We start from the raw sequence: 24640 nt of genomic DNA, 5'->3' as shown, positions 1-24640 counted from the left end.
ACAACAAATGCTGTGGCCTCTTCTAATTTTATAAAAACAGAATACTAAATATGTATTGCTCTGTTTTCTGTAGCCGCCATAGCGGCTTCTTTTATTGCTTCTGTATAAGTTGGGTGTGCGTGGCAAATTCTTGCGATATCTTCTGCCGATGCACGGAATTCCATAGCTACAACCGCCTCAGCGATCATATCTGCAGCACGTGGCCCAATCATATGTACACCTAAAATCTCGTCAGTTTTAGCATCAGCCAATACCTTTACGAAACCATCAGTATCCATACTTGCTTTAGCACGTCCACTTGCTTTGAAAGGGAATGAACCTGCTTTGTATTGAATACCTTTTTCTTTCAATTGCTCCTCTGTATAACCAACAGCAGCAACCTCTGGCCAGGTATAAACAACACCAGGAATCAAGTTGTAATTGATATGTGGTTTTTGTCCCGCAAGTCTCTCTGCAACATAAATACCCTCATCTTCTGCTTTATGCGCAAGCATAGCACCTTTTACCACGTCACCAATAGCATAAACGCCAGGAACAGTTGTTTCAAGATGATCGTTTACAGGAATTTTATTTCCTCTCTCTTCGGTTTTGATACCGATATTTTCTAAGCCTAATCCTTCAGTATAAGCTGTACGTCCAACTGCAACGATGCAATAGTCAGCCTCAAAACTTTGCTCTTCACCTTTAGCATTAGTTGCTGTAACAGTAACAGTTTTACCTTTAGCAGTCGCTCCGGTAACCTTATGTCCCATGAAGAACTCCATACCTAAAGATTTCTTCAATACACGCTGAAGTTCTTTACCCAAGCCAGCATCCATTGTACCAATAATAGATGGCATGAATTCGATAACAGAAACTTTAGTACCTAAACGAGCATACACTGATCCTAACTCCAAACCAATTACCCCACCACCGATCACGATCATTTTCTTAGGTACCTCAGTAATATTTAAGGCTTCAGTAGAAGTGATGATGCGTTTTTTATCGATAGGTAAAAATGGCAATGCAGTTGGTTTTGATCCCGAAGCAATGATTACATTTTTGGCAGTAATCGTTTCAGATTTACCATCTTTAGTAATCTTAATGGTATTTTTATCTACAAATGAACCAATACCTTCAAATGAATCGATTTTGTTCTTTTTAAACAAATATTGTATGCCGGCAGTATTTTGAGACACCACATCATTTTTACGCGCAATCATTTGCGGCATATCAACTTTTAAATCTTTTAAGTTGATGCCATGCGTTTGGAAAGTATGTGCAGCATTATGAAAATGTTCTGAAGAATCTAATAGAGCTTTTGAAGGGATACAACCTACATTTAAACAAGTTCCTCCAAAAGTTTTGTATTTTTCTATAACCGCTGTTTTTAAGCCTAATTGGGCGCATCTGATCGCTCCAACATAACCGCCCGGGCCCGAGCCAATTACAACTACATCGTATTGCATATTAAGGTTTTTTTTTGCGTAAAGTTAGTAATCCTATTGTGAATATCAGATAATACTCCTATTTCTTTAGTCTTTTTTTAAAACATCAAAACCTTATTCCCTAACCAATTCCATATATTTAAGCCTTCAAAAACCTATACTTATGTTCCTTGTTAAATCCCTACGACTTGCCTTGCTCCTGTTTTTTGCAGCATCCACGGCATCGGCACAACAAACCGATTCTGCCTATGTTAAACAGAACTACACAAAAATAGAAAAGCTTATTCCTATGCGGGATGGCATCAAGCTCTTCACCTCCATTTATATCCCAAAGGATAATCAAAAAAAATACCCGTTCCTGCTCAACCGCACACCCTACACTGTAGGTCCTTATGGCGAAGACAAGTACAAAACAAGTCTGGGTAATTTCCCTGCAGAAATGCGTGAAGGCTTCATCTTCGTCTATCAGGATGTACGCGGCAAGTGGATGAGCGAAGGTGATTTCGACGACATCAGACCCCATGTAGCAAAGAAGAAAAGTAAAAAGGATATCGATGAGAGCTCAGATACTTATGACACCATCGACTGGCTGATAAAAAACATTAAGAACAACAATGGCAAAGTAGGTATATATGGAATTTCCTATCCCGGATTTTACGCGACGACTTCTTTACCGGGTGCACATCCGGCATTAAAAGCTGTTTCGCCACAGGCCCCGGTCACCGACTGGTTTATTGGTGATGATTTCCATCACAATGGCACCTTATTTCTGAATGATGCTTTTAGTTTCATGAGCACCTTCGGTGTACCAAGACCAAAACCAATTACTCCTGACAAAGGCCCTAAAGGATTTAAATTCCCGATTCAGGACAATTACCGTTTTTATCTGGAAGCAGGATCTGTTAAAAATTTAAAGGAGAAATATTTTGCCGACAGCATCAAATTCTGGAACAATTTATTTGCCCATCCAAACCTCGATACCTTCTGGAGAGCAAGAAGTATTGAGCAGCATCTGAAACAGGTTAAGCCGGCCGTAATGGTTGTTGGCGGTTTCTTTGATGCAGAAGATGCATATGGAACCTTTGCAACCTACAAAACCATCGAGAAACATAATCCAGGTGCCAATAATATCCTTGTAGCAGGCCCATGGTTCCACGGAGGTTGGGTACGTAGCAACGGCAGCAGTTTCGGCGACTTAGACTTCGGGCAGCCGACCAGTACCTATTATCAGGAAAACTTTGAACTTCCCTTCTTCAAATACCACCTCAAAGGTGAAGGTAACTTCAAACCTGCCGAAGCAAACATCTTTATAACCGGCAGCAACCAATGGAAAGGATTTAATGCATGGCCACCTCAGGAAACGGAGACTAAAACCTTATACCTGCAACCCAACGGAAAATTAAGCTTTGATAAAGTTCAACGTACCGATAGCTGGGATGAATATGTAAGCGACCCCAATAAGCCAGTCCCTTACCAGGACGGCGTTCAGGACAGAAGAACCCGCGAATACATGGTCGATGATCAGCGCTTTGCAGCCCGCAGACCAGATGTAGTCGTATACCAGACTGAAGTGCTAACCGAAGACATTACTCTGGCCGGTCCGGTGCTAGCCAATCTGGTTGTTTCTACTACAGGAACAGATGCCGATTATGTAATTAAACTGATTGATGTGTTTCCGGAAGATAGCCCCGCCCCTACACCTAACCCGCGCAACCTCATTATGGGTGGTTATCAAATGATGGTGCGTGGCGAAATCATGCGCGGTAAATACCGCAACAGCTTTGAAAAACCAGAACCTTTTATACCCGGGCTGGTTACCAAAGTAAACTACGCACTTCCAGACGTAGCACACACCTTTAAAAAAGGTCACCGTATTATGGTACAAGTGCAGAATTCATGGTTCCCATTGGCCGATAGAAACCCACAGAAATTTATGGATATCTACACCGCAGAACCCTCAGATTTTCAAAAAGCCACACACCGTATATTTCACGATGTAAACAACAGTTCTGCACTCACCCTTACTGTGTTAAAACCATAAACATGAAAAAACTACTCTATAGCCTGGTTATACTGCTAACTACAACAGGCAGTATAAATGCACAGCTTTTACAGAATAAGAAAAATTTCTCACGAGCTGATAGTCTCCGCGGCACACTCACACCATTGCGCAGTTGCTATGACATCAATTACTATCACCTCGATGTTAAGGTTGATATTCCAAATAAGTTCATCAGTGGTACCAATGAATTTAAGTTCACTGCAATGCAAGACTTCAACAAACTGCAGTTCGACTTATTCAGCAATCTAAAAGTCGACAAAGTAGTATACAATGGATCTGAGCTTCCATTTAAACGTGAATTTAATGCAGTGTTTGTAAGCTTCCCAAAAGCCATTAAAAAGGGGACAAAAGAAAGCTTTACCGTGTTCTATTCAGGAAACCCTGTCATTGCCAGAAACCCACCCTGGGACGGTGGCTTCATGTTTAACAAAGACAAATCCGGCAACCCGTGGGTGTCTGTCGCCTGTCAGGGTTTTGGCGCCAGCAGCTGGTGGCCAAACAAAGATCACCAAAGTGATGAGGTAGACAGCATGATGATCAGCATTAGTGTCCCTAAAGACCTGCAAGACGTTTCTAACGGCAGGTTGCGTAGCATCGTGCAAAAGCCTAACGGTTATGCCCAATACAACTGGTTTGTAGACAACCCCATTAACAATTACAATGTAACCCTATATATAGGTAAATATGCGCACTGGACAGATAAGTTTGCAGGTGAAAAAGGTAAGCTGACTTTAGATTACTGGGCCTTAAAAGAAGACAGTACTCTTGCCCGTCCACACTGGGACGCAGATGTTAAACCGATGCTTAAATCATTTGAACATTGGTTTGGTCCCTATCCATTTTATGAAGATGGATATAAATTGGTACAAGCCCCTCACCTGGGTATGGAGCACCAAAGTGCGGTAGCTTACGGAAACGACTTTAAAATGGGCTATAAAGGCTCCGATCTGTCAGGTTCAGGATGGGGATTAAAGTTCGACTTCATTACCATTCATGAAAGCGGACATGAGTGGTTTGGCAACAACATCACCACAAAAGACATTGCCGATATGTGGGTGCACGAAGCCTTCACCAATTATTCGGAATCCTTATTTACCGAATCCAGATATGGGAAAGAAGCTGGCTCAGCTTATGTAATCGGGATAAGGAATAACATCAAAAACGACAAGCCGGTTATTGGTGTATATGATGTAAACCATGAAGGTTCCGGTGATATGTATTACAAAGGCGCTAACCTTGTACACCTGATCAGACAACTCATCGGTAATGATGAAAAATTCAGAGGTATACTGCGCGGATTAAATAAAACCTTTTACCACAAAACAGTCACCACACAGCAGGTAGAAGATTATATAGCCAAACAAAGCGGACTAAAACTGGATAAGGTTTTTGATCAGTACTTACGTAAGGTTAATATTCCAACGCTTGAATACCAAATCGACAATAGAAAGCTAAAATACAGATGGGTTGCTGGCGTTAAAGACTTTGATATGCCCGTAAAAGTAAGCTTAAAGCCGGGTAGTTTCACTTTCATTCAACCTTCAACTGATTGGAAAACTATTGAAATCGATAAAGGTATTACCGATAAAACTTTTAAAGCAGATCCAAACTTTTACATCAATTTAAAAAGTGTGAAATAATCAAGCAGGAATAAATTTAGAATGACGAGAAGCATTAATGGCTTCCAATAAAAAAGGAGGATTTCTATTAAGAAATCCTCCTTTTTTATTGGAAATTAAGAGACCCGCATGATTTGCGGGTCTTTTTATAGATTAAAGCTTATATGCCTAATAGCAATCTGGCCGGATCTTCAAGCAATTGCTTAACTCTTACCAGGAAGCCTACAGACTCTCTGCCATCAATGATTCTATGATCATAAGATAAAGCCAGATACATCATTGGACGAACAACAACCTCACCTTTTTCCGCAATCGGACGTTCAATGATGTTGTGCATGCCTAAAATAGCCGACTGAGGCGCATTGATGATTGGAGTAGACATCATTGATCCGAATACACCACCATTAGTGATAGTAAACGTACCGCCCGTCATTTCCTCAATCGTCAATTTGCTATCACGCGCTTTTGTAGCCAGTTCGATTACAGTTTTTTCAATCTGCGCAAGGCTCATGCTTTCTGCATTTCTAATGATTGGAACAACCAATCCTTTAGGAGCAGAAACAGCGATTGAGATATCAGCAAAGTCGTTATATACTACTGAATCACCATCAATACGAGCATTTACAGCAGGGAAATCTTTCAATGCCTCACATACCGCTTTGGTAAAGAAACTCATGAAACCCAAACCTACACCATATTTCTCTTTAAACTGATCTTTATATTTTCCACGCAGATCCATGATCGGCTTCATGTTTACCTCGTTGAAGGTAGTTAACATAGCCGTTTCACTTTTCACAGCAACCAAACGTTTTGCTACTGTTTTGCGCAATGGCGACATTTTTTCTTTGCGTTCGTTTCTTGAACCTGCAACAGGAGCAGCAACAGCAGCCTGAGGCGCCGCTGCCTTAGCAGCAGGAGCAGCTTTCTGGGCGTTCATGGCATCCTCTTTAGTGATTCTTCCATCAACACCGGTTCCTTTAACAGCCGCAGCATCAACGCCTTTTTCAGCCAATATTTTACCGGCCGAAGGCGATGGAGTACCGGTAGCATAACTCTCGCCTGATTTCTCAGCTACGGGAGCAGCAGCTTTATCAGCAGTTGCAGCTGGCTTTTCTGCCGGAGCAGCTTCTTCTTTAGCTTTTGGTGCAGCACCACCATCTTCAATTTTACAAACTACAGCACCTATCGCTAAAGTATCACCTTCAGCAGCTACTGTTTTTAAAGTTCCAGCTTGTTCTGCAGTTAATTCAAATGTTGCTTTATCAGACTCTAATTCTGCTATCACCTCATCCATTTCTACTACATCACCATCATTTTTCACCCAACGGGATAAAACAACTTCGGTTATCGACTCGCCTACTGGCGGAACTTTTATTTCTATACTCATAACAGTTGTATTATTTTTTTCTAATCTACATTAAACTCTTTACTCACAGATTTCTTAGCTATCTTTTCATCATGCTCACTAACCGTCATTTCAAAAGATTTAGCCAGAATGTATGCTTGCTGATCTGCGTGTTGTTTTGCAAATCCTGTTGCTGTACTGCTGCTCTCTTTTCTTGAAATCACTTCGATATCATTGAAAACAGTTTTCCTTAATCTGCGCAACAAATATGGCCATGCACCCATGTTCTCAGGCTCTTCCTGAACCCAAACGGCTTCTTTAGCATTTTTATATTTGCTATATACAGCCTCCATTTGCTCTAATGGTGTAGGATACAATTGCTCAACACGAACAATCGCTACATCTTTAGTTTTATCTTTTTGCTGTTTCTCTAACAGTTCATAATAAATCTTACCGCTACAGAACAACACTCTTTTAACATCAGCTGCTTTTACATTAGCATCATCAATTACTTCCTGGAATTTACCCTCTGTGAAATCTACCAATGGTGAAACACACTGAGGATGGCGCAACAAGCTCTTAGGTGTAAATACAACCAAAGGCTTTCTAAAGTCACGCTTAAACTGTCTGCGTAAAGCATGGAAGAAGTTAGCAGGAGTGGTACAGTTGGTTACCTGCATATTGTAATCCGCACAAAGCTCCATAAAACGCTCAATCCTTGCAGATGAGTGCTCCGGACCTTGTCCTTCATAACCGTGAGGCAATAACATTACCAAACCATTTTCACGTTGCCATTTAGTTTCCGCACTTGCGATATACTGATCCACAACAATTTGTGCTCCATTAAAGAAATCACCAAACTGCGCTTCCCAGATCGTTAAAGCGTTAGGGTTAGCCATCGCATAACCATATTCAAAACCTAAAACACCATACTCAGATAAATGCGAGTTGTAAATATCAAATGGCGCCTGTTGTTCAGAAATATTTGCCAATGGGATATATTCTTCTTCCGAATCTTCTAATGTAATCACCGCATGACGGTGTGAGAAAGTACCACGTTCAACATCCTGTCCGCTTAAACGTACTCTTTTACCTTCTGCAAGCAAAGTACCATAAGCCAATTGCTCGCCCATAGCCCAGTCAAACACATGTGTGGTATTGGCCATTTTGCTACGCTCATCAAAAAGTTTCTCAATTTTCTTAAAGAACTTTTTATTTGCCGGCAATGAACTTATTCTCTTTGCAATCTCAAGTAAAGTAGATTTCTTAACCGCTGTTGCAGGAGAATTTTCAAAATCCTTAGGTGTAGCAATACGCATATCAGACCATGCACCACCAAACTTCACATCCTGGTAAGTAGAAGTTATCGTTTTCGCTTCATTTAAACGTTCCTGTAAAAGGGCACGGAATCCTTTTTCCATTTCTTTTGCAGTACTCGCTTCAAGTGAACCCTCTTTTACAAGCTGATCGATATAAATATCTCTTGAATTCGCATGCTTCTCTATCGCCTTATAAAGTAATGGTTGCGTGAATTTAGGCTCATCAGATTCGTTGTGCCCAAACCTGCGGTAACATAAGATATCAATGAATACGTCATTTTTATATTTCTGACGATATTCCATAGCCAGGTTAATGGCATATACCAAAGCTTCCACGTCATCCCCATTTACATGGAATACCGGCGACAAGGTTACTTTAGCAATATCAGTACAATAAGTACTGGTCCGTGCATCTTTAAAGTTGGTAGTAAAACCAACCTGATTGTTAATGATCAGGTGAATGGTACCACCTGTTTTGTAACCATCCAAGCCAGCCATCTGGATTACCTCATAAACGATGCCTTGTCCGGCAACTGAGGCATCACCATGGATCAGGATTGGTGCAATGCGAGCATTGTCGCCATCATATTTAAAGTCAATCTTCGACCTGGTCATTCCTTCAACCACTCCGTTTACTGTTTCCAGGTGAGAAGGGTTCGGGCAAAGGCTCAGGTGAACATTTTTACCATCATTTGTAGTCACATCTGTAGAGTAACCAAGGTGGTACTTCACATCACCTCCAAACGGCGACTCAGCGCTGTAACCTTTACCTTCAAACTCTGCAAAAATATCTTTATAGGATTTTTGCATGATATTAGCCAGAACGTTCAAACGTCCCCTGTGCGCCATACCTATCACAAATTCTTCGATACCCAGATCAGCACCTTTTTCAATTACTGAATCAAGCGCAGGGATCAAAGCTTCAGCACCCTCTAATGAAAATCTTTTCTGACCAAGGAACTTAGTACCTAAGAAATTCTCAAAGCTTACCGCCTCATTTAGTTTTGTCAATATCCGCTTCTTTTCATTGATAGAAAAGTTTGGTGTATTGCGCACGCTTTCCATTTTTTGCTCAATCCATGAAAGCACTTCCGGCGTACGTACATATTTATACTCAGCACCTATCGAACGGCAGTAAGTTTGCTTTAAAAAAGCAACAATGTCGCTTAATTTAGCCGCACCGATACCCAGTTCAACACTTGCATTAAAAACGGTATTCAAATCAGATTCAGCAAGACCAAAATTTTCCAGATCCAACGTCGGCAAATGCTGACGTCTCTCTCTTACTGGATTGGTATGCGTAAACAAATGACCACGCTGGCGGTAACCATTGATCATGTTCAAGACATTAATTTCCTTCAAAAAGTGTTCTGGAGCTTCAGCACTAACGGTAGTACCTGAAGAATCTCTTCCAAAATCAAAACCTTCAAAAAACTTCTGCCATCCAAATTCTACAGAATTTGCATCTTCTTTATAAGATTGGTATAAGGAGTCTACGTAATCGGCGTTATCGCCGCTGAGATAAGATAAATTATCCATTATGTTTAAATATGCTATAAGTGTTGCAAAATTAGGATTTTACCGCACAAAACAGTCAACTTTCTTTATAATTCTTCAAGAAATCCAACCATCCCGCAAACATCCTTTAAAGGTATCAATCTATCCTTTACAAGAATGTCGAATTCCGCGATTAAACTGCCTGCAACAAGCAAGGGAACATCCACATGCTGCATCACCTTTGTGATAATTCTGTTGACATCTTTTCCAAGGTTTAAAGACGTCAACACAATAAAAGCGTAATCAGGCTGATAAGCACTAATTACTTTTTCGATATCTGCATAAGGAATTTCAGAGCCCAGATAAAGTGTTTCATGACCACATTTTTTTAATAAATATCTGGCAAAAAGTAAACCCGTTTCATGCATCTCCCCTTCAGGCAAAAAAAGCAGAAAACGCATGCACTTTTCAATCTCCGGCTTCACTACTTTATCTATTTCAACAATAAGGCGATCTCTAATTAGATTAGAAGCAAAATGCTCCTGTGAGGGATCAATTGTTCCGGTTTGCCATAACATCCCCACATGCTTCATGAAAGGAAACAATACCGTATCCATGGTTTTAATCAAACCCATTTCTTCAATGCAACCCAATAAAATCTTTGAAAATGCAGTCTCATCGTATTTCATTGCCGCTCCCGAAAGGCTCAACAACTGAACTGATTCATTATCCCAATCCGTGTTAAGCTGATGAACTAAATCCACCACCTGCTGTTTATGCAACTTTGCAATCCTGCTGATCTTATATCCATTTCCATTGAGTGCAACGATATTTAGCAGAGATTTTAGGTCCTCGTCATCGTAATACCTGATATTGGTGGGTGTTCTTTTTGGCGGCACCAGGTTGTACCTTATTTCCCAGGCCCTAATGGTGTGGGCTTTAATACCGATAAGGCTTTCTATATCACTGATTGAATATTTCTTCACGCTGAAGAAAACAACAAACCAGTGGCGACTTTGTTTAAACTAAAGATGTGCTATCGGGAATAGCATCGTCAAGAATTTTAATCTGTTTATTCAAATCGAATCCATTCTTTGATTTGGAGTCTTTACCAACCCCGGCAACACTAGCCCAGTTACCCCAGTTGCTTGCCGCAGCATAATCGATCATTTTTTCTTCAAAATAGGCTGCACCACATACCCAGTGAACCTTTAACACATGCACAAGATAGGTAGCCACCAATAGCCTACCCGCATGTGGGATAAAGCCTGTCGCGTTCAAATCGTGCATATACTTATCAACTATCGAATTTCCTGTAAGCCCGACTTTCCACTTTTCAAGCGCAGGATTAAGCACTGCAGTGGCCTCCGCAATAGCACTTTCCAGATCATCTTCCTGGAAAAAAGCAATGCCATGTTTTTTAAACATAAATCTAAAATAATCACGCCACAACAAACCCAGTAGAATCTGGTTAAAATTAGGATTACCCCCAAATTCGCTTTCAGCCTTCTTAACTTCCCAGTATACTTTTCGTGGTGATAAACACCCAAAGGTTAACCACGCAGAAAGTCGCGACGAGAAACCAGGTTTATCAACAGTAGTTTTAGTATTTGCTTTCTGGTAAATATCAGAACCCGAAGCCAGCAACAATTCCAGGTGCTTCAAACCTGCGTCTTCACCACCAACAGCATACTTGCCCGAAACCCGAGTCTCATCTACTGAAAAACCCAATTCATTTAATGAAGGTGCAGTCCCCCAATCCTCATTCTCTACAAACGATATATACTCCGGAGATAGAAAACATGATTTTACAATCGCGTCTCTTTCAGTTTTCTTTTTAAACTGAACAAAAACATCAGGTATATCTTTAATTGGAAAAGGAAGGTCTTCCTTATTGTATAGGGTATGCCCAATAAAATGTCTTAGATTAATCTTAAGCGTCCATAACAGATCTTCAACATGACCAGAAATCACAGTCTCTTCAGGTCCAACTTCGCGGTGATGATACACCTCGGCAATATCAAATTGCTCAACCAATTCCTTAATGTGATCTTCAGGCCTACCGTGGATCAGTAAAATATCACCGCCCATCTTTTGAAAAGTAGCCCTTAAAGCCAACACACTTTCTATAAGAAACTGCGCGGTTAAAGCGCCTGTTTTAACGGTATTAAATCTGGTAGATTCGAAATACCTCGGGTCAAAAAAGTAAACCGGTAAAATAGTATCCGATTTAGCGATAGCTTCAACCAACATTTCATTGTCATGCAGTCGAAGGTCATTTCTAAACCAAACCAATATTTTCCTGTTCTTCATTAATCCCTGAGCTAAACTTTTACGGTAAATTTCAAAAATATGCCATTTTTTATCTTAAAGCTAATATTGTGACAATCTTTACATAAGCAGAACAAAAAATTTACTACAAAAAGATAATTTAACAAAAACCAAATCAGTAATCAAGAGTTATATCATTATCTTCTCGCGTTAAATAACACTACCAATATAACGCAGCAATTGTTTCAATATCTTTTTGCTCTTCATCTCAAATACAAAACACCTAAAAAATGAACAAGCACATTTTAATTACCGGAGCAACTGGCATGATCGGCAAAAAACTAATCCCTGCTTTACAAAAATCAGGTCATACGGTCGCCATACTTTCCAGAAAGCAAAAAGATATACCGCTTGTCAAATCATATTTATGGGATGTATATCATCATCAGATAGACCCTGAATGTATGAAAGGGATAGACACCATCATTCATCTTGCCGGAGAAAACATTGCTGAACATACATGGACAAACGAACGCAAAAAACAGATTATAGACAGCAGAGTCCTTTCTGCTAACTTACTTTACAAAACGATAAAGGAAACCAACGCAAGCATCAGCACATTCATCTCTGCTTCTGCAGTTGGCTACTATGGCGATTGCGGTGATCAGATTCTTACCGAAGAGGATCCTTCAGGTGCCGGATTTATGGCCGATTGCTGCAAACGGTGGGAAGCTGCTGCAGACCAGGGTTTACAACTAGGAATAAGGGTTGTAAAACTGAGAACCGGCGTTATACTGGCCAAAGAAGAAGGCGCATTGGCGTCCATGGAAAAACCTATTAAACTCTTTGCAGGTGCTCCTTTGGGTTCCGGAAAACAATGGGTTCCATGGATTCATATTGATGATGTTGTAGCGACCTATACTATGGCCGTAGAAAATGACTTCATCTCGGACGCATACAATCTCTGCGCACCATTTCCTGTCACCAATGCTACCCTAACTAAAAATATAGCCAAAAAACTACACCGTCCGGTGTGGCCATTTAATGTACCAGAAATCGCACTTAATATGATACTTGGCGAAATGAGTAAGGTAGTCACCATGAGTACAAATACTTCAGCACAGAAACTATTATCTACCGACTTCCGCTTTAAATATACTCAACTTGAAGATGCTTTATCCGATATTTACGGCTGAGAACTCTTCCCATGAAGCAAAAAATAAGCATCTGCTGGCTACGTAGAGATTTAAGATTAGAAGACAATGCAGCACTGTACCATGCGCTTAAATCTAATTATCCCGTCTTACTGCTGTTCATCTTTGATCAAAATATCCTGTCGAAATTAGCGGACCCTAAAGATGCGCGGGTTACTTTTATATTCGACACCATGGCGCGCCTTAATGATAAAGTAAATCAATTTGGTTCATCCATACTGATAAAATACGGAAAGCCGGAAGAAGTTTGGGCGGAAACATTAGCGACCTATACCGTCAAAGAAGTTTATACCAATCACGATTACGAACCTTATGCACAGGAAAGAGATCATGCGTTGGCAACACACTTAGCTTCCAAAAACATTAGCTTCAACACCTATAAAGACCAGGTTATTTTTGAAAAGGATGAGGTCATAAAAGCAAATGGCAAACCTTATACGGTATTCACCCCATATTTTCGCCAGTGGTTGCATAAACTAACCCCCTTTTATGCCAAGGCCTACCCCTCAACGCTATACCTGGAACATCTGCTTCCGATCCAAATAAACGACTCGCTTACACTTGAATCTATGGGTTTTGAACATGCTGAACAAAAATTCCCTGATATGGACTTTGAAACAAAGCTCCAGGTCTATGAAGAAAAGAGAGATTTTCCGGCAGAAGACGCCACTACACATATTGGCTTGCACCTTCGATTCGGAACCATCAGCATCCGCGAAGCAGTCAGGCAGGCAATAGTACAAAAAGCAGAAAAATGGTTATCTGAGCTTGCCTGAAGAGATTTCTACATGATGATTTTATGGCATTTCCCTCATACGGTTAACCGCTCCTTCAAACCGGCATATGATAATATTCAATGGATTAACAATGAGGCTGATTTTGAAAAATGGTGTAAAGGAAATACCGGATACCCCTTGGTTGATGCCGGAATGCGTCAGCTCAATGAAACAGGATATATGCACAACCGCGTAAGAATGGTAGTCGCCAGCTTTCTAACCAAGCACTTATTGATCGACTGGCGCTGGGGCGAAGCCTATTTTGCAGAGAAATTGCTGGATTATGAACAAGCCAGTAATATTGGCGGTTGGCAATGGGCTTGCGGATGTGGCAATGATGCGGCTCCTTATTTCAGAGTATTCAACCCGGAGCTACAAGCTAAAAAGTTCGACCCCAAAAATAAATACATTCATTATTGGGTACCTGAGTTAAAACAACAAAAGCATGTTAAACCTATAGTTGAACATGCTTTTGCAAGAGAAAGGGTATTAAAAGTATTTAAGACCGCATTAGCTCAATAATGACTATTTATTTGTAATACTTACAATCTCAATATCGAAATCAAGAGATGAGTTCGCAGGGATAGAAACATTCCCGCTAATGTCTGTTTGTGCCTTACTACCATAAGCCAGATCAGAAGGAATCAACAACCTGATCTTACCTCCTACACCTACTTTTCCAGGTAATGTCTCTGTCCAACCTCGAATTACTTCATCCAGTTTAAATTCAACACCATCAGTAGAAGAATCAAAAACGGTTCCGTTAAGTAATCTTCCAGTATATTTAACTTTTACAGTTGAAGTCGTCTTTAAGTCTTCTTTACCCGTTCCAACATTTGAAACAATATACTGAACCCGCTTACCAGGATCTACTGTCGTTTGCAATTTATTAGCAGCAACGAATTTATTGATCAAAAGATTATCTATCTGATGTTGCTTACTTTCAGCCAATAAAGCCAATTCAATTACAATAACCTCATTGGATCCAACGCCTAAAGTAGTATTGCCATTTTTTCCAAATGCCAATCTTGATGGAACAATAACTCTTGCTGTACCACCTCTTTTCAGTTTACTAAGCGTGAATCTAACACTCGGTATAGTTAAAAACCCAAATCTATCAGTATATCCTAAAAATGTCCCAGGAATCTGATAATCACCATTCTTAATGATCGAACGACCATCGGTGTGTTTAAAATCGTAAGTATAATATACCGAGTCCGAATTGAGCAACTGAGCTCCCGCACCAGGGGTAATAATCTGATAATGATAACCCAGTGTATCCTTTACATTCGTAAGGTTGTTATTTTTAATGTATTCCGCTATTGTGCGATCGTCAAGTGTTTCAATAGTCTCATACTCCTTTTTACATGAATTGAACAGAACTAAACCGCCTAACAAGGCAAGGGTATATAATGATAACTTTTTAATCATTTGGGTTTTTTATTTACAGAAACTATTTCTAAAGTAATATCTAATATTGAATTTGCTGGTATTTTTGGTGACTCAACTACCCTTTGTTCATAGGCCAGGGGGGACGGAATAATCATCCTGATTGCTCCACCTGGTTTTATTAAGCTTACCCCCGTATTCCATCCTTTCATATAACCACGTGGGATAAACATGAAAGTGCTGTCGACGGTTTTGGCTAACAAAACGGAGTCTTTTAAAATTTTCAATGTATAATTGCCATAAACAGTGTCATCAAGAGCAACAGGGTTTCCTGAACCCTCTCGGATGATATTGTAATACAACCCGGTGCTATGCTTATCTGCCCTAACGTTGCTATCCACTAAATATTTATCAATTATTGCGGCGTCAATTTCCATTTGTTTTGGTCCATCATAAGGCACGTCTTTCTCGCAGGCAAAAAATCCTACTGCAATCAAAACAAGGCCCAACAAAACACTGGCTTTTAACATAATTCACAAAAATAGTCTTTTATTGCTGAAGGCACAATTTTTAACCAATTTTAACAATTTTCCATGCCACAAAAAAGCCCGCAATCAGATTACGGGCCTTCCAGTTTTAATTATGAATCGTTTCTTTAATAACAATATTTATTAGCAGCAATCAATTGCTGCGCCACCTTTTGTCTAACGTCTTTCACATTAAAGGCTTCCATTTTGGTAAATCTTTTCAGACCAACCATCATCATGCGCAACTCATCACCTTCAGCAAAAGCCCATAACGCTTCCTTACCTGCTTTCTGAACCGCATCAACAGCTTCAACGAAGTAAATACGCATCATATTCAACTGGCCTTCGCAAGCTTCCTCACCACGCATACTTACCAGTTTCTCGGTTCTCAACATCGCCGATTCAGCCACATACACATAGCTGGCCATATCTGCAATGTTCATCAATATTTCCTGCTCCTTTGAAAGGCTCATCATCAACTTCTGAACCGCAGCACCAGCCACCATCAGTGTTGCTTTTTTCAAATTCTTAAGGATCTTCTTTTCAGCCGCAAACAACGTATTATCTTCTTCACCGAAATCAGGGATAGACATTAGTTCGGCCGCAACAGCAGTAGCAGGTGTCATCAGATCCAGTTCACCTTTCATGGCGCGTTTCAGCATCATATCAACGGTAAGCAATCTGTTGATCTCATTGGTACCTTCAAAAATCCTGTTTATGCGTGCATCACGATAAGCCCTGTCCATTGGTGCATCAGCTGAGAAGCCCATACCGCCATAAACCTGTACCCCCTCATCAACCACATAATCCAACACTTCCGAGCCCCATACTTTCAAGATGGCGCACTCCACAGCAAATTGCTCTGTAGATTTAAGTTTTGCTTTACTCGCATCCATCCCTCCTGCAACCAATGAGGCATAAGCATCATCAATATTCTGACCTGCACGATAATTGGCCGATTCTACAGCATATACTTTAGTGGCCATTTCTGCCAGTTTGTATCTGATTGCTCCGTATTTAGAGATCTGGCGATCAAACTGTACCCTTTCATTTGAATAATTTACAGCTGTATCAATTACGGCCTTTGAGGCACCAATTGCCGCTGCAGCCAGTTTAATCCGACCTATATTTAAAATGTTAACTGCAATCTTAAATCCGTTCTGACGCTCTGAAAGCATGTTCTCAACCGGCACATGGCAGTCGTTAAAGAATACCTGTCTTGTTGAAGATCCTTTAATACCCATTTTATGCTCTTCCGGGTTCATGGTAATGCCGCCGAAAGCACGCTCTACGATGAAAGCAGTCAAGTTAGCATCATCATCAATTTTTGCAAACACGATAAAAACATCTGCGAAACCACCATTGGTGATCCACATTTTCTGACCATTAATCACATAGTGCTTACCATCATCAGATAACTTCGCCTTCGTTTTACCCGAATTGGCATCCGACCCTGAATTAGGTTCTGTTAAGCAATAGGCAGCTTTCCACTCACCTGTTCCCAGCTTAGGGATATATTTATTTTTCTGTTCTTCTGATCCATAATACAGAATAGGCAAAGTACCAATACCTGTATGCGCCGACAAAGCTACAGCAAATGAATGCCCGGCACCAATTACATCTGCAACCAGCATAGAAGTATTAAAATCCTTCCCGAAACCACCATACACTTCAGGGATAGAAACCCCTAAAATACCCAGCTCCCCCGCTTTATCCATCAATGAAACCATCAATCCTTCTTCCTGCGCATCAATACGGTCAAGATTTGGGAACACTTCAGCTGCCAGAAAATCCCGACAGGTCTGTGCAATCATCTTTTGCTCTTCATCAAATTCTTCAGGAATAAATACATCCTGATAAGTGGTTTCTGTGATCAAAAACTCGCCACCCTTAATTGTTTTTTTGTCTGTAGCTTCCATGTTTTCTATAATATTAAAGCATTTCAAAAATACCGGCTGCGCCCTGTCCTGTACCTACGCACATCGTCACCATCCCGTATTTCTGTTTCCTTCTTTTTAATTCATTAAATATTTGCACTGATAACTTTGCTCCGGTACATCCCAATGGATGTCCTAAGGCAATCGCACCACCATTCACATTTAAAATATCTGGATTGATGTGCAAATCCCTTACAATAGCCAGTGATTGAGAAGCAAAAGCCTCATTAAGCTCAATCAAATCCATCTGATCAAGCGTCATCCCTGCCTGTTTTAATGCTTTAGGAATCGCATAGATCGGTCCGATCCCCATAATACGTGGTGGCACACCTGCAATTCCATAACTCACTAAACGCGCAATAGGATCAACACCCAGTTCTTTCATTTTCTTTTCAGACACCACCAGTACAAAAGCGGCACCATCTGAGGTCTGCGAAGAATTACCCGCCGTAACACAACCATCCGCAGCAAAAACAGGCTTTAATTTAGCCAGCTTCTCAACCGAAGTATCAGCACGTGGTCCCTCATCAGTATCCACTACATAACTGCGGGTTTTCTTTTTCATATCCGCATCCAGGTAATTTTCATTCACTGTAATCGGCAATACCCCATCTTTCAAATGACCATTTTTAATGGCTTCTACTGCTTTCTGATGCGATTGAAAAGAAAATAAATCCTGGTCTTCCCTGTTCACATTGTATTCCTTTGCTACAGCTTCAGCAGTCAAGCCCATTCCCCAATACCAATCCGGATTAGTCCTGGCCACATCTGCATTCGGAACGATCTTCCAACCACCAAAAGGCATGCCCGACATCACTTCCACACCACCGGCGATAATACAATCTGCCATTCCGCTCTTAATCTTAGCAACGGCAGTAGCAATAGTTTCCAGGCCCGATGCACAATACCTGTTTACAGTAACACCCGGTACTTTATCCGTATCCAATCCCATTAACGAGATCATACGGGCTATATTTAGTCCCTGCTCAGCCTCAGGCGTTGCATTCCCAACAATTACATCATCAATCTGTTCTTTATCCAGGTTAGGTACCGAAGCTACCAGTGCTCTGATTACTTCTGCAGCCAAATCATCAGCTCTTGTAAAACGAAATACACCACGAGGGGCCTTGCCCACTGCGGTACGATATCCTGCTATAATATATGCTTCTTGCATGTCTTATCTTTTTATTAAGCTAATTAGTTTCTTAATGGTTTACCCTTGGTTACAATACTCTGTATCCGCTCTAAAGTCTTACGCTCTCCACAAAGCGATAAGAAAACTTCCCTCTCCAGATCCAGCAAATATTGCTCTGTTACTTCGGTTGGCGACGATAGATCTCCACCACACATTACCCAACCCAGCTTCTCAGAAATCTTTTTATCATGCTCAGAAATATAACGACCCGAATACATGGTATTGGCACCAGCGTAAACAATACCTAAGCCCTGTTTACCTAAAACCCTAATGTCTTTACGTCTTACCGGTTGCGTATACCCGGCATCAGCCAGTTCAATCGCCTTAGCCTTTGCATCGGCAATTAACCTGCTCCGGTTCATACTGATCGAATATTTATCTTTCTGCAAATAACCCAGTTCAAATGCTTCTACAGCTGAAGTAGAAACTTTAGCCATACCGATGGTTAAGAAGCGATCTTTCAATGCATTCTGTACAATCTGATCCTCTTTATACTCATCAGAAGCGCGCAAAGCGAATTCCTTTGTACCACCGCCACCGGGAATCACACCCACACCAAACTCAACCAATCCCATATAGGTTTCAGCATTCAGCTGTACGTGGTCGGCATGCAAACTAAATTCACAACCACCACCCAAGGTTAAATTATGAGGGGCCACAACTACCGGAATAGATGAATACCTGATCCGCATAGAAGTATTCTGGAACATCCTGATCGCCAGATTCAACTCTTCCCACTCCTGCTCAACCGCCATCATAAAGATCATTCCTACATTAGCTCCTGCGGAGAAGTTTGCCCCGTCGTTACCAATCACTACGCCTCTATAATCTTTTTCAGCCATATCAATGGCTTTATTAATGGCTTGTAAAGTGTCCCCGCCAATGGTATTCATTTTAGAATGGAACTCTACATTTAAAATTCCATCACCCAGATCAATAATTGAAGCTCCGGAGTTTTTCCAGATCACTTTATTGGCCCTTAAATTATCAAGGATGATAAATGCTTCAGTGCCAGGCACTGCTTTAAAGCTTTTAGAAGGGATATCGTAATATTTTTTAACGCCATCTTCTACTTTGTAAAATGAGGTATGTCCGGCAGCAAGCATTTCATGAACCCAAGCCGCAGCCTCATGTCCATATTTCTTCATGCCTTCAATTGCTTCCGTAACACCTACAGCATCCCAAACTTCGAACGGACCTAAGTCCCATCCGAAACCAGCACGCATGGCATCATCAATTCTGTATAATTCATCAGAAATCTCAGGGATTCTGTCGGACACATATTCAAACAAACCAAAGAAAGAAGCCCTGAACAACTCTCCTGCTTTATCTTTCCCTGCTGCGAACACCTTCATCCTGTCTTTCACATTCTCAATAGGCTTAGTCATATCCAGCGTAGCTGATTTAACCTTCTCCTGAGGACGGTATTCCAGCGTTTTTAAGTCCAGCGCTAGTATTTCTGTTTTGCCATCGGCAGATTTTGTTTTCTTATAGAAGCCCTGACCGGTTTTATCACCCAGCCATTTATTAGTTTCCATCTTCTCTACATAAGCAGGAAGTTTAAACAAATCGTGCGCCTTATCATCCGGACAATTGTCATACAGCCCTTTCGATACTTTAATCATGGTATCCAGACCAACCACATCCGTAGTACGGAAAGTAGCAGATTTTGGTCGGCCCAATGCTGGTCCGGTAAATTTATCCACCTCCTCAACAGTCAGCTCCATTTTTTCCACCAGGTGCAATAAAGCCATGATGGAATATACCCCAACCCTATTGGCAATAAATGCGGGGGTATCTTTACATAAAACAGTAGTCTTTCCTAAGAATTTATCGCCGTAATGCATTAAAAAATCAACCAGTTGTGGGTTGGTATGCAGCGTAGGTATAATTTCAAGTAATCTTAAATAGCGTGGCGGATTAAAAAAGTGCGTTCCACAGAAATTCGCTTTAAAATCTTCCGAACGACCTTCCGCCATCAAATGAATCGGAATACCCGAAGTATTTGAAGTAACTAAAGTACCAGGCTTGCGGAATTGCTCTACCTGTTCAAAAACCTTTTTCTTGATATCAAGGTTCTCTACTACAACTTCTATAATCCAATCATAGCCGGCAATCTTGGCCATATCATCTTCGAAGTTCCCCGTTGTAATTTTGTTAAGCACCTTTTTCGAATAAACCGGCGAAGGATTGGTTTTCACCGCATTCTGCAAGGCTGTGTTTACAATGGTGTTTTTATCACCTTCTTTAGCCGGGATATCCAGCAAAAGCACTTCTACTCCAATGTTCGCAAAGTGACAGGCAATACGCGAGCCCATAATACCTGAGCCCAGCACCACTACTTTATTGATCTTTTTGTTCATCATCTTCAACGGGAATTTTATATGCCAATGTAAGTTTGTTCAATTTCTGCAGGGTTATCAACAGGTTATTCTTTTCGATTGTACTCAGGTTTTTAGCCAGGTATTCGTTAAAATCAATCACTACACCTTTAGCCATATGCCTTTTTTCATAACCAAGTTCAGTCAGGTAAACTTTCACAGAACGTTTATCCCCTGTCGAAGTTTCCCTGTATATTAACCCTAGTTCTTCCATATTGTTTAGCATCCTGGACAGGCTGGTTGCCTTCACACCCAGCAAGCCCGCCAGCTGCGTAACAGCTGTGCCTTCTTTGCCAATATTAATGAGCACATAGCCTATGGCCTGTGTGATTCCAAACCCCGAGGCGATTTGATTGTATGTATTTGATACATTCTGCCAAACTACCTTCAAAAAATAATCTATTGTTTCCTGCTGTTTCATTAATTACTATGCTTGCATAACAAAGCTATAGAATTAAAAACTATAATGCAAATACAATTAATTAATAATATTAGACACAAAAAAGCCCTCCTGAATTAACAGGAAGGCCTTTTACGCTCAGTACTAATTCTGTCTAGTATAAAGTGAACTCTACCCTTCTATTCTTCTGACGACCTGCGGCAGTTTTATTAGAAGCGATAGGTTGCTCCTCTCCATAACCTGTTGCCTCAATGCGGGATGCATTAGCACCCTGCGCCACCAGGTAAGTCCTTACCGACTCTGCTCTGGCTTTAGATAAACGCATATTCAATGCATTAGATCCTGTATTGTCAGTGTGTCCGGCTAATTTCAAACTAAAATTCTTCTGGATCAGAAGCTCTGCAACCCTGTTTAATGTCGGATACGATTTTGCACGAATGGTAGCTTTATTCAAATCAAACTCAAGGTTCTTAATTGCATCGGCAACCACTTTGCGATCTGCTTCAGTAATAATTACTTTTTCCTGAACAACTGGAACCGGAACTTTTAAAGGACAACCAGCCCCATCCACAACTACTCCTGAAGGTGTACCTGGACATTTATCAAATTTATCAGAAACGCCATCACCATCAGTATCTTTCATCAGGTCGCTCATTTCAGCTCTTAACTTAGCATTTTCAGCTTTTTGCGCATCCATATCGCTTTTCAATGCATCAGCTGTTTGTTTAGCCTGTAAAGCTTCATCATAAGTTAAAGCTACAGGATTATGCCATGCCAATTGTTTTCCTCCTTTACCAAGCGCAAACTCTAAACCACCGTAAGCATAAGAATATTTATCATTACCAGTACGATAAACTCCATCCAGGTTATCACCATCAACGTAGTTTACAGTCCAACCCAAATCCAGGTTTATCCTTTCGGCTACTTTGAACTTAGCACCCAATCCAACCGGAATAATCAATTCACTAATGGTTTTACCAGCTGCATAATCTGTTAAAGTCCCACTGCCTGTGGCAGTTTTAACTTTATAACCAGCTAAACCAGCACCAGCAGATGCATACAATTGCAATGCGCTGTTTTTATTAAACATGCTAATGTTAAACAAGTTTACCACCGCATTTAAACTTCCGGAATAAGAAAGGTCAGTTTCAAAAGCACTAACACTACTCATATTAACAGTTCCACCATCAAATGGCTCTGCATTATCACCTTTTAATTTACCTCTAACCCCATCCAAACGAAGAGAGAAATATGGGGTAAGTTGCTTTTTAATATACAAACCGTATCCCAAATCAGTTTTCCAGTTGGAAAAATCATTTTTACCTCCAAGTGGAGAAATTGGTGATAGCGCACCTGCATTTATACCAATTGACCAGGTAGAAAGCTGGTTTGCCTCAGCCGATTTATCCTGTGCCTGAACAGCACCACCTAAAAACAAAGCCGAAAAAGCTAAGGGTAAACATTTAAATAAATTTTGTTTCATAATATGAGGGTTAAATAATTAGTATATTTAATTCTTTAAATACAATTCAATTGTCAGGCCAATTTTTAAATACCCCTTGAAACCGAATTAGAAGCAGTAGCTGTTTATAATTCTATACAACTCACCATCCCAGCGCTTTATCATCACCACGATGATCCGCTCCTCCCTGGTAATACCCCCATTTTGTTTTTAATATCGCGTCGACCCTTCCTATATTTCCACGTTCTAAAACCGGATAACCTTTATTTACCAATTTTAAGGCCGTCAGACTATCCAAAGCGCCTTTTTCTACATAAATAGTATCAGGCAACCACTGGTGATGAAACTTCTTCGCATCAACCGCAGCCTGCATAGTTTTATTAAATTCAATGACATTAACTAAGGTTTGAAAAACTGAAGTAATGATCGTAGAACCTCCCGGAGTGCCCACAATCATAAACAGTTCTCCATTCTTTTCAACGATTGTAGGTGTCATTGAACTCAACATACGCTTACCCGGCGCAATAGCATTTGCTTCGCCGCCTACTAAACCATACATATTGGGCGCTCCCGGCTTTACCGAAAAATCGTCCATTTCATTATTCAATAAAAAACCGGCACCCTTTACCACCACTGCAGATCCATAGGAACCATTCAGTGTAGTGGTTACCGACACGGCATTACCATCCCTGTCGACAATAGAAAAATGAGTAGTCTCCTCATGTTCCGCAGTTTTTAAAACCCCGGCATTAATTTCTTTACTTGAGGTAGCGCGCTCCCAATTCAATCCGGCCATTCTACTTTTGATATAACTATCATTTAATAGTTCAGTCTGCGGCACTTTAAAAAAATCAGGATCTCCAAGATAAGCGGCTCTATCGGCATAAACCCTTCGCTCAGCCTCAACCATGACCTGCACAGTTGAGTCAGCATTAAATCCCCATCTTTTCAAAGGATAAGGTTCTACCGATTTCAACAACTGAATTAAAGCAACACCACCACTTGAAGGTGGGGGCATGGTAATAATTTTATATTCCTTGTAATTACCTACAACGGGTTTACGCCATATGGCCTTATAATTTTTTAAATCTTCAGCAGTAATAATACCACCTCCACGTTTCATTTCGGCGAGTAAGCTATCAGCAACAGGCCCCTCATAAAAGCCTGCCCGTCCTTTATCTCTGATCAATGTTAAGGTTGCGGCCAGCTCAGATTGCACTAACAAGTCACCTTCCTTCCAGTCGCTATCTTTTACAAGTGCCGTTCCCACAGGATTGTACTTAACAAATCTATGTTTCTGTCTGTTGAATTCTCCAGCTTGTTGCGGACTAATTTTAAACCCATTTTTAGCAAGCTCAATAGCAGGCGCGATCAAGTCGGCCCATTTCAATTTACCGTATTTCTGATGCGCTTCAACCATTCCTTCTACCGATCCGGGTACTCCTGAAGCCAAATGTCCATCCAAACTTTTATCCACTACAGGATTGCCTGCAGCATCAAGATACATATCCCTGGAAGCTTTTGAACCTGCCTTTTCACGAAAATCCAGGGTATTGGTTTCTGCGGATGCAGAACGGTAGACCATAAATCCGCCACCTCCAATATTACCTGCATTTGGATATACCACAGCCAGGGCAAACTGTACAGCAACAGCCGCATCAACTGCGTTGCCACCTTTTTTAAGGATATTAAGGCCAACCTGTGAAGCTTTTTCACTGGCAGAAACCACCATACCATTCCTGTACTCGGCGCTGTTCTGCTGGCCAAGTTGTCCGCCTACACAACCTGCAAAAACAAGTACAGCAAGCAGCATAGCTGA

18 protein-coding genes are annotated in these 24640 nt (G+C 40.9%); 5 read left to right on the top strand and 13 right to left on the bottom strand.

Annotated elements, in window-relative coordinates; translation table 11 throughout:
- Positions 1 to 44: 44 nt before the first annotated feature.
- Complete coding sequence (gene lpdA, locus B9A18_RS09290) at positions 45 to 1448, bottom strand: dihydrolipoyl dehydrogenase (RefSeq protein WP_084288994.1); 1404 nt, start codon at positions 1446 to 1448, stop codon at positions 45 to 47.
- A gap of 142 nt (positions 1449 to 1590) precedes the next feature.
- Between lpdA and B9A18_RS09285 the strand changes: the two genes are divergently transcribed.
- Together B9A18_RS09285 and B9A18_RS09280 are read left to right on the top strand one after the other, a co-directional pair.
- Positions 1591 to 3468: a CocE/NonD family hydrolase gene (locus B9A18_RS09285; RefSeq protein ID WP_084288993.1), complete on the top strand. Its 1878-nt coding sequence runs from the start codon at positions 1591 to 1593 to the stop codon at positions 3466 to 3468.
- 2 nt (positions 3469 to 3470) lie between these two features.
- Positions 3471 to 5129, top strand: coding sequence for a M1 family metallopeptidase (locus B9A18_RS09280; RefSeq protein WP_084288992.1), 1659 nt, complete (start codon positions 3471 to 3473; stop codon positions 5127 to 5129).
- A gap of 139 nt (positions 5130 to 5268) precedes the next feature.
- Here B9A18_RS09280 and odhB read toward each other — a convergent pair whose 3' ends face one another.
- From odhB to B9A18_RS09260, 4 genes are all read right to left on the bottom strand, one after another.
- Positions 5269 to 6495 (bottom strand): 2-oxoglutarate dehydrogenase complex dihydrolipoyllysine-residue succinyltransferase, encoded by a 1227-nt coding sequence (odhB, locus tag B9A18_RS09275; RefSeq protein ID WP_084288991.1) that lies wholly within the window; start codon positions 6493 to 6495, stop codon positions 5269 to 5271.
- A 20-nt stretch (positions 6496 to 6515) separates the two neighbouring features.
- Positions 6516 to 9311, bottom strand: a complete 2796-nt coding sequence (locus B9A18_RS09270; protein ID WP_084288990.1) for a 2-oxoglutarate dehydrogenase E1 component — start codon at positions 9309 to 9311, stop codon at positions 6516 to 6518.
- A 65-nt stretch (positions 9312 to 9376) separates the two neighbouring features.
- Positions 9377 to 10255 carry a MerR family transcriptional regulator gene (locus B9A18_RS09265; protein WP_235005278.1) on the bottom strand — a complete coding sequence of 293 codons (879 nt, stop codon included), beginning with the start codon at positions 10253 to 10255 and terminating at the stop codon, positions 9377 to 9379.
- 34 nt (positions 10256 to 10289) lie between these two features.
- Positions 10290 to 11582 (bottom strand): DASH family cryptochrome, encoded by a 1293-nt coding sequence (locus B9A18_RS09260; protein ID WP_084288989.1) that lies wholly within the window; start codon positions 11580 to 11582, stop codon positions 10290 to 10292.
- 248 nt (positions 11583 to 11830) lie between these two features.
- Between B9A18_RS09260 and B9A18_RS09255 the strand changes: the two genes are divergently transcribed.
- The 3 genes from B9A18_RS09255 to B9A18_RS25610 are packed head-to-tail and all read left to right on the top strand — an operon-like array spanning position 11831 to position 14052.
- On the top strand, positions 11831 to 12736 hold the full coding sequence (locus tag B9A18_RS09255) for a TIGR01777 family oxidoreductase (protein WP_084288988.1): 906 nt from the start codon (positions 11831 to 11833) through the stop codon (positions 12734 to 12736).
- 11 nt (positions 12737 to 12747) lie between these two features.
- On the top strand, positions 12748 to 13530 hold the full coding sequence (locus B9A18_RS25615; protein ID WP_317048229.1) for a deoxyribodipyrimidine photo-lyase: 783 nt from the start codon (positions 12748 to 12750) through the stop codon (positions 13528 to 13530).
- Between the two features lie 12 nt (positions 13531 to 13542).
- Positions 13543 to 14052 carry an FAD-binding domain-containing protein gene (locus B9A18_RS25610; RefSeq protein WP_317048228.1) on the top strand — a complete coding sequence of 170 codons (510 nt, stop codon included), beginning with the start codon at positions 13543 to 13545 and terminating at the stop codon, positions 14050 to 14052.
- A gap of 3 nt (positions 14053 to 14055) precedes the next feature.
- Here the strand turns inward: B9A18_RS25610 and B9A18_RS09245 are convergent, their stop codons facing one another.
- The 8 genes from B9A18_RS09245 to ggt form a co-directional block, all read right to left on the bottom strand.
- Positions 14056 to 14961: an FKBP-type peptidyl-prolyl cis-trans isomerase gene (locus B9A18_RS09245; protein WP_084288987.1), complete on the bottom strand. Its 906-nt coding sequence runs from the start codon at positions 14959 to 14961 to the stop codon at positions 14056 to 14058.
- Positions 14958 to 15449, bottom strand: coding sequence for an FKBP-type peptidyl-prolyl cis-trans isomerase (locus B9A18_RS09240; RefSeq protein ID WP_084288986.1), 492 nt, complete (start codon positions 15447 to 15449; stop codon positions 14958 to 14960). Before B9A18_RS09240 ends, B9A18_RS09245 begins: the two co-directional genes overlap by 4 nt.
- A gap of 125 nt (positions 15450 to 15574) precedes the next feature.
- Positions 15575 to 17365, bottom strand: coding sequence for an acyl-CoA dehydrogenase family protein (locus B9A18_RS09235; RefSeq protein ID WP_084288985.1), 1791 nt, complete (start codon positions 17363 to 17365; stop codon positions 15575 to 15577).
- 13 nt (positions 17366 to 17378) lie between these two features.
- On the bottom strand, positions 17379 to 18557 hold the full coding sequence (locus B9A18_RS09230) for an acetyl-CoA C-acyltransferase (protein WP_084288984.1): 1179 nt from the start codon (positions 18555 to 18557) through the stop codon (positions 17379 to 17381).
- Between the two features lie 23 nt (positions 18558 to 18580).
- Positions 18581 to 20941, bottom strand: coding sequence for a 3-hydroxyacyl-CoA dehydrogenase/enoyl-CoA hydratase family protein (locus tag B9A18_RS09225; RefSeq protein ID WP_200816340.1), 2361 nt, complete (start codon positions 20939 to 20941; stop codon positions 18581 to 18583).
- Positions 20922 to 21380 carry a MarR family winged helix-turn-helix transcriptional regulator gene (locus tag B9A18_RS09220; RefSeq protein WP_084288982.1) on the bottom strand — a complete coding sequence of 153 codons (459 nt, stop codon included), beginning with the start codon at positions 21378 to 21380 and terminating at the stop codon, positions 20922 to 20924. Before B9A18_RS09220 ends, B9A18_RS09225 begins: the two co-directional genes overlap by 20 nt.
- Positions 21381 to 21513: 133 nt before the next feature.
- The gene (locus B9A18_RS09215; RefSeq protein ID WP_084288981.1) at positions 21514 to 22842 is read right to left on the bottom strand and encodes a DUF6089 family protein; all 1329 of its coding nucleotides are present in this window, start codon (positions 22840 to 22842) and stop codon (positions 21514 to 21516) included.
- A 121-nt stretch (positions 22843 to 22963) separates the two neighbouring features.
- On the bottom strand, positions 22964 to 24634 hold the full coding sequence (gene ggt / locus B9A18_RS09210) for a gamma-glutamyltransferase (RefSeq protein WP_084289119.1): 1671 nt from the start codon (positions 24632 to 24634) through the stop codon (positions 22964 to 22966).
- Between the last annotated feature and the right edge of the window lie 6 nt (positions 24635 to 24640).

This window comes from Pedobacter nyackensis (genome assembly GCF_900176505.1).
Classification (GTDB): Bacteria; Bacteroidota; Bacteroidia; order Sphingobacteriales; family Sphingobacteriaceae; genus Pedobacter; species Pedobacter nyackensis.
Note: the sequence above shows the minus strand (reverse complement) of the source record. Positions and strands in the feature narration are given on the sequence as shown.

Bases quoted from the DNA above. Each gene is read 5' to 3' on its own strand.
- B9A18_RS09220 (WP_084288982.1), bottom strand. From the start codon at position 21,380: ATGAAACAGCAGGAAACAATAGATTATTTTTTGAAGGTAGTTTGGCAG.
- B9A18_RS09215 (WP_084288981.1), bottom strand. From the start codon at position 22,842: ATGAAACAAAATTTATTTAAATGTTTACCCTTAGCTTTTTCGGCTTTG.
- odhB (WP_084288991.1), bottom strand. From the start codon at position 6,495: ATGAGTATAGAAATAAAAGTTCCGCCAGTAGGCGAGTCGATAACCGAA.
- B9A18_RS09230 (WP_084288984.1), bottom strand. From the start codon at position 18,557: ATGCAAGAAGCATATATTATAGCAGGATATCGTACCGCAGTGGGCAAG.
- B9A18_RS09225 (WP_200816340.1), bottom strand. From the start codon at position 20,941: ATGAACAAAAAGATCAATAAAGTAGTGGTGCTGGGCTCAGGTATTATG.
- B9A18_RS25615 (WP_317048229.1), top strand. From the start codon at position 12,748: ATGAAGCAAAAAATAAGCATCTGCTGGCTACGTAGAGATTTAAGATTA.
- lpdA (WP_084288994.1), bottom strand. From the start codon at position 1,448: ATGCAATACGATGTAGTTGTAATTGGCTCGGGCCCGGGCGGTTATGTT.
- B9A18_RS09285 (WP_084288993.1), top strand. From the start codon at position 1,591: ATGTTCCTTGTTAAATCCCTACGACTTGCCTTGCTCCTGTTTTTTGCA.
- B9A18_RS09280 (WP_084288992.1), top strand. From the start codon at position 3,471: ATGAAAAAACTACTCTATAGCCTGGTTATACTGCTAACTACAACAGGC.
- ggt (WP_084289119.1), bottom strand. From the start codon at position 24,634: ATGCTGCTTGCTGTACTTGTTTTTGCAGGTTGTGTAGGCGGACAACTT.
- B9A18_RS09255 (WP_084288988.1), top strand. From the start codon at position 11,831: ATGAACAAGCACATTTTAATTACCGGAGCAACTGGCATGATCGGCAAA.
- B9A18_RS09240 (WP_084288986.1), bottom strand. From the start codon at position 15,449: ATGTTAAAAGCCAGTGTTTTGTTGGGCCTTGTTTTGATTGCAGTAGGA.
- B9A18_RS25610 (WP_317048228.1), top strand. From the start codon at position 13,543: ATGATGATTTTATGGCATTTCCCTCATACGGTTAACCGCTCCTTCAAA.
- B9A18_RS09235 (WP_084288985.1), bottom strand. From the start codon at position 17,365: ATGGAAGCTACAGACAAAAAAACAATTAAGGGTGGCGAGTTTTTGATC.
- B9A18_RS09270 (WP_084288990.1), bottom strand. From the start codon at position 9,311: ATGGATAATTTATCTTATCTCAGCGGCGATAACGCCGATTACGTAGAC.
- B9A18_RS09260 (WP_084288989.1), bottom strand. From the start codon at position 11,582: ATGAAGAACAGGAAAATATTGGTTTGGTTTAGAAATGACCTTCGACTG.
- B9A18_RS09245 (WP_084288987.1), bottom strand. From the start codon at position 14,961: ATGATTAAAAAGTTATCATTATATACCCTTGCCTTGTTAGGCGGTTTA.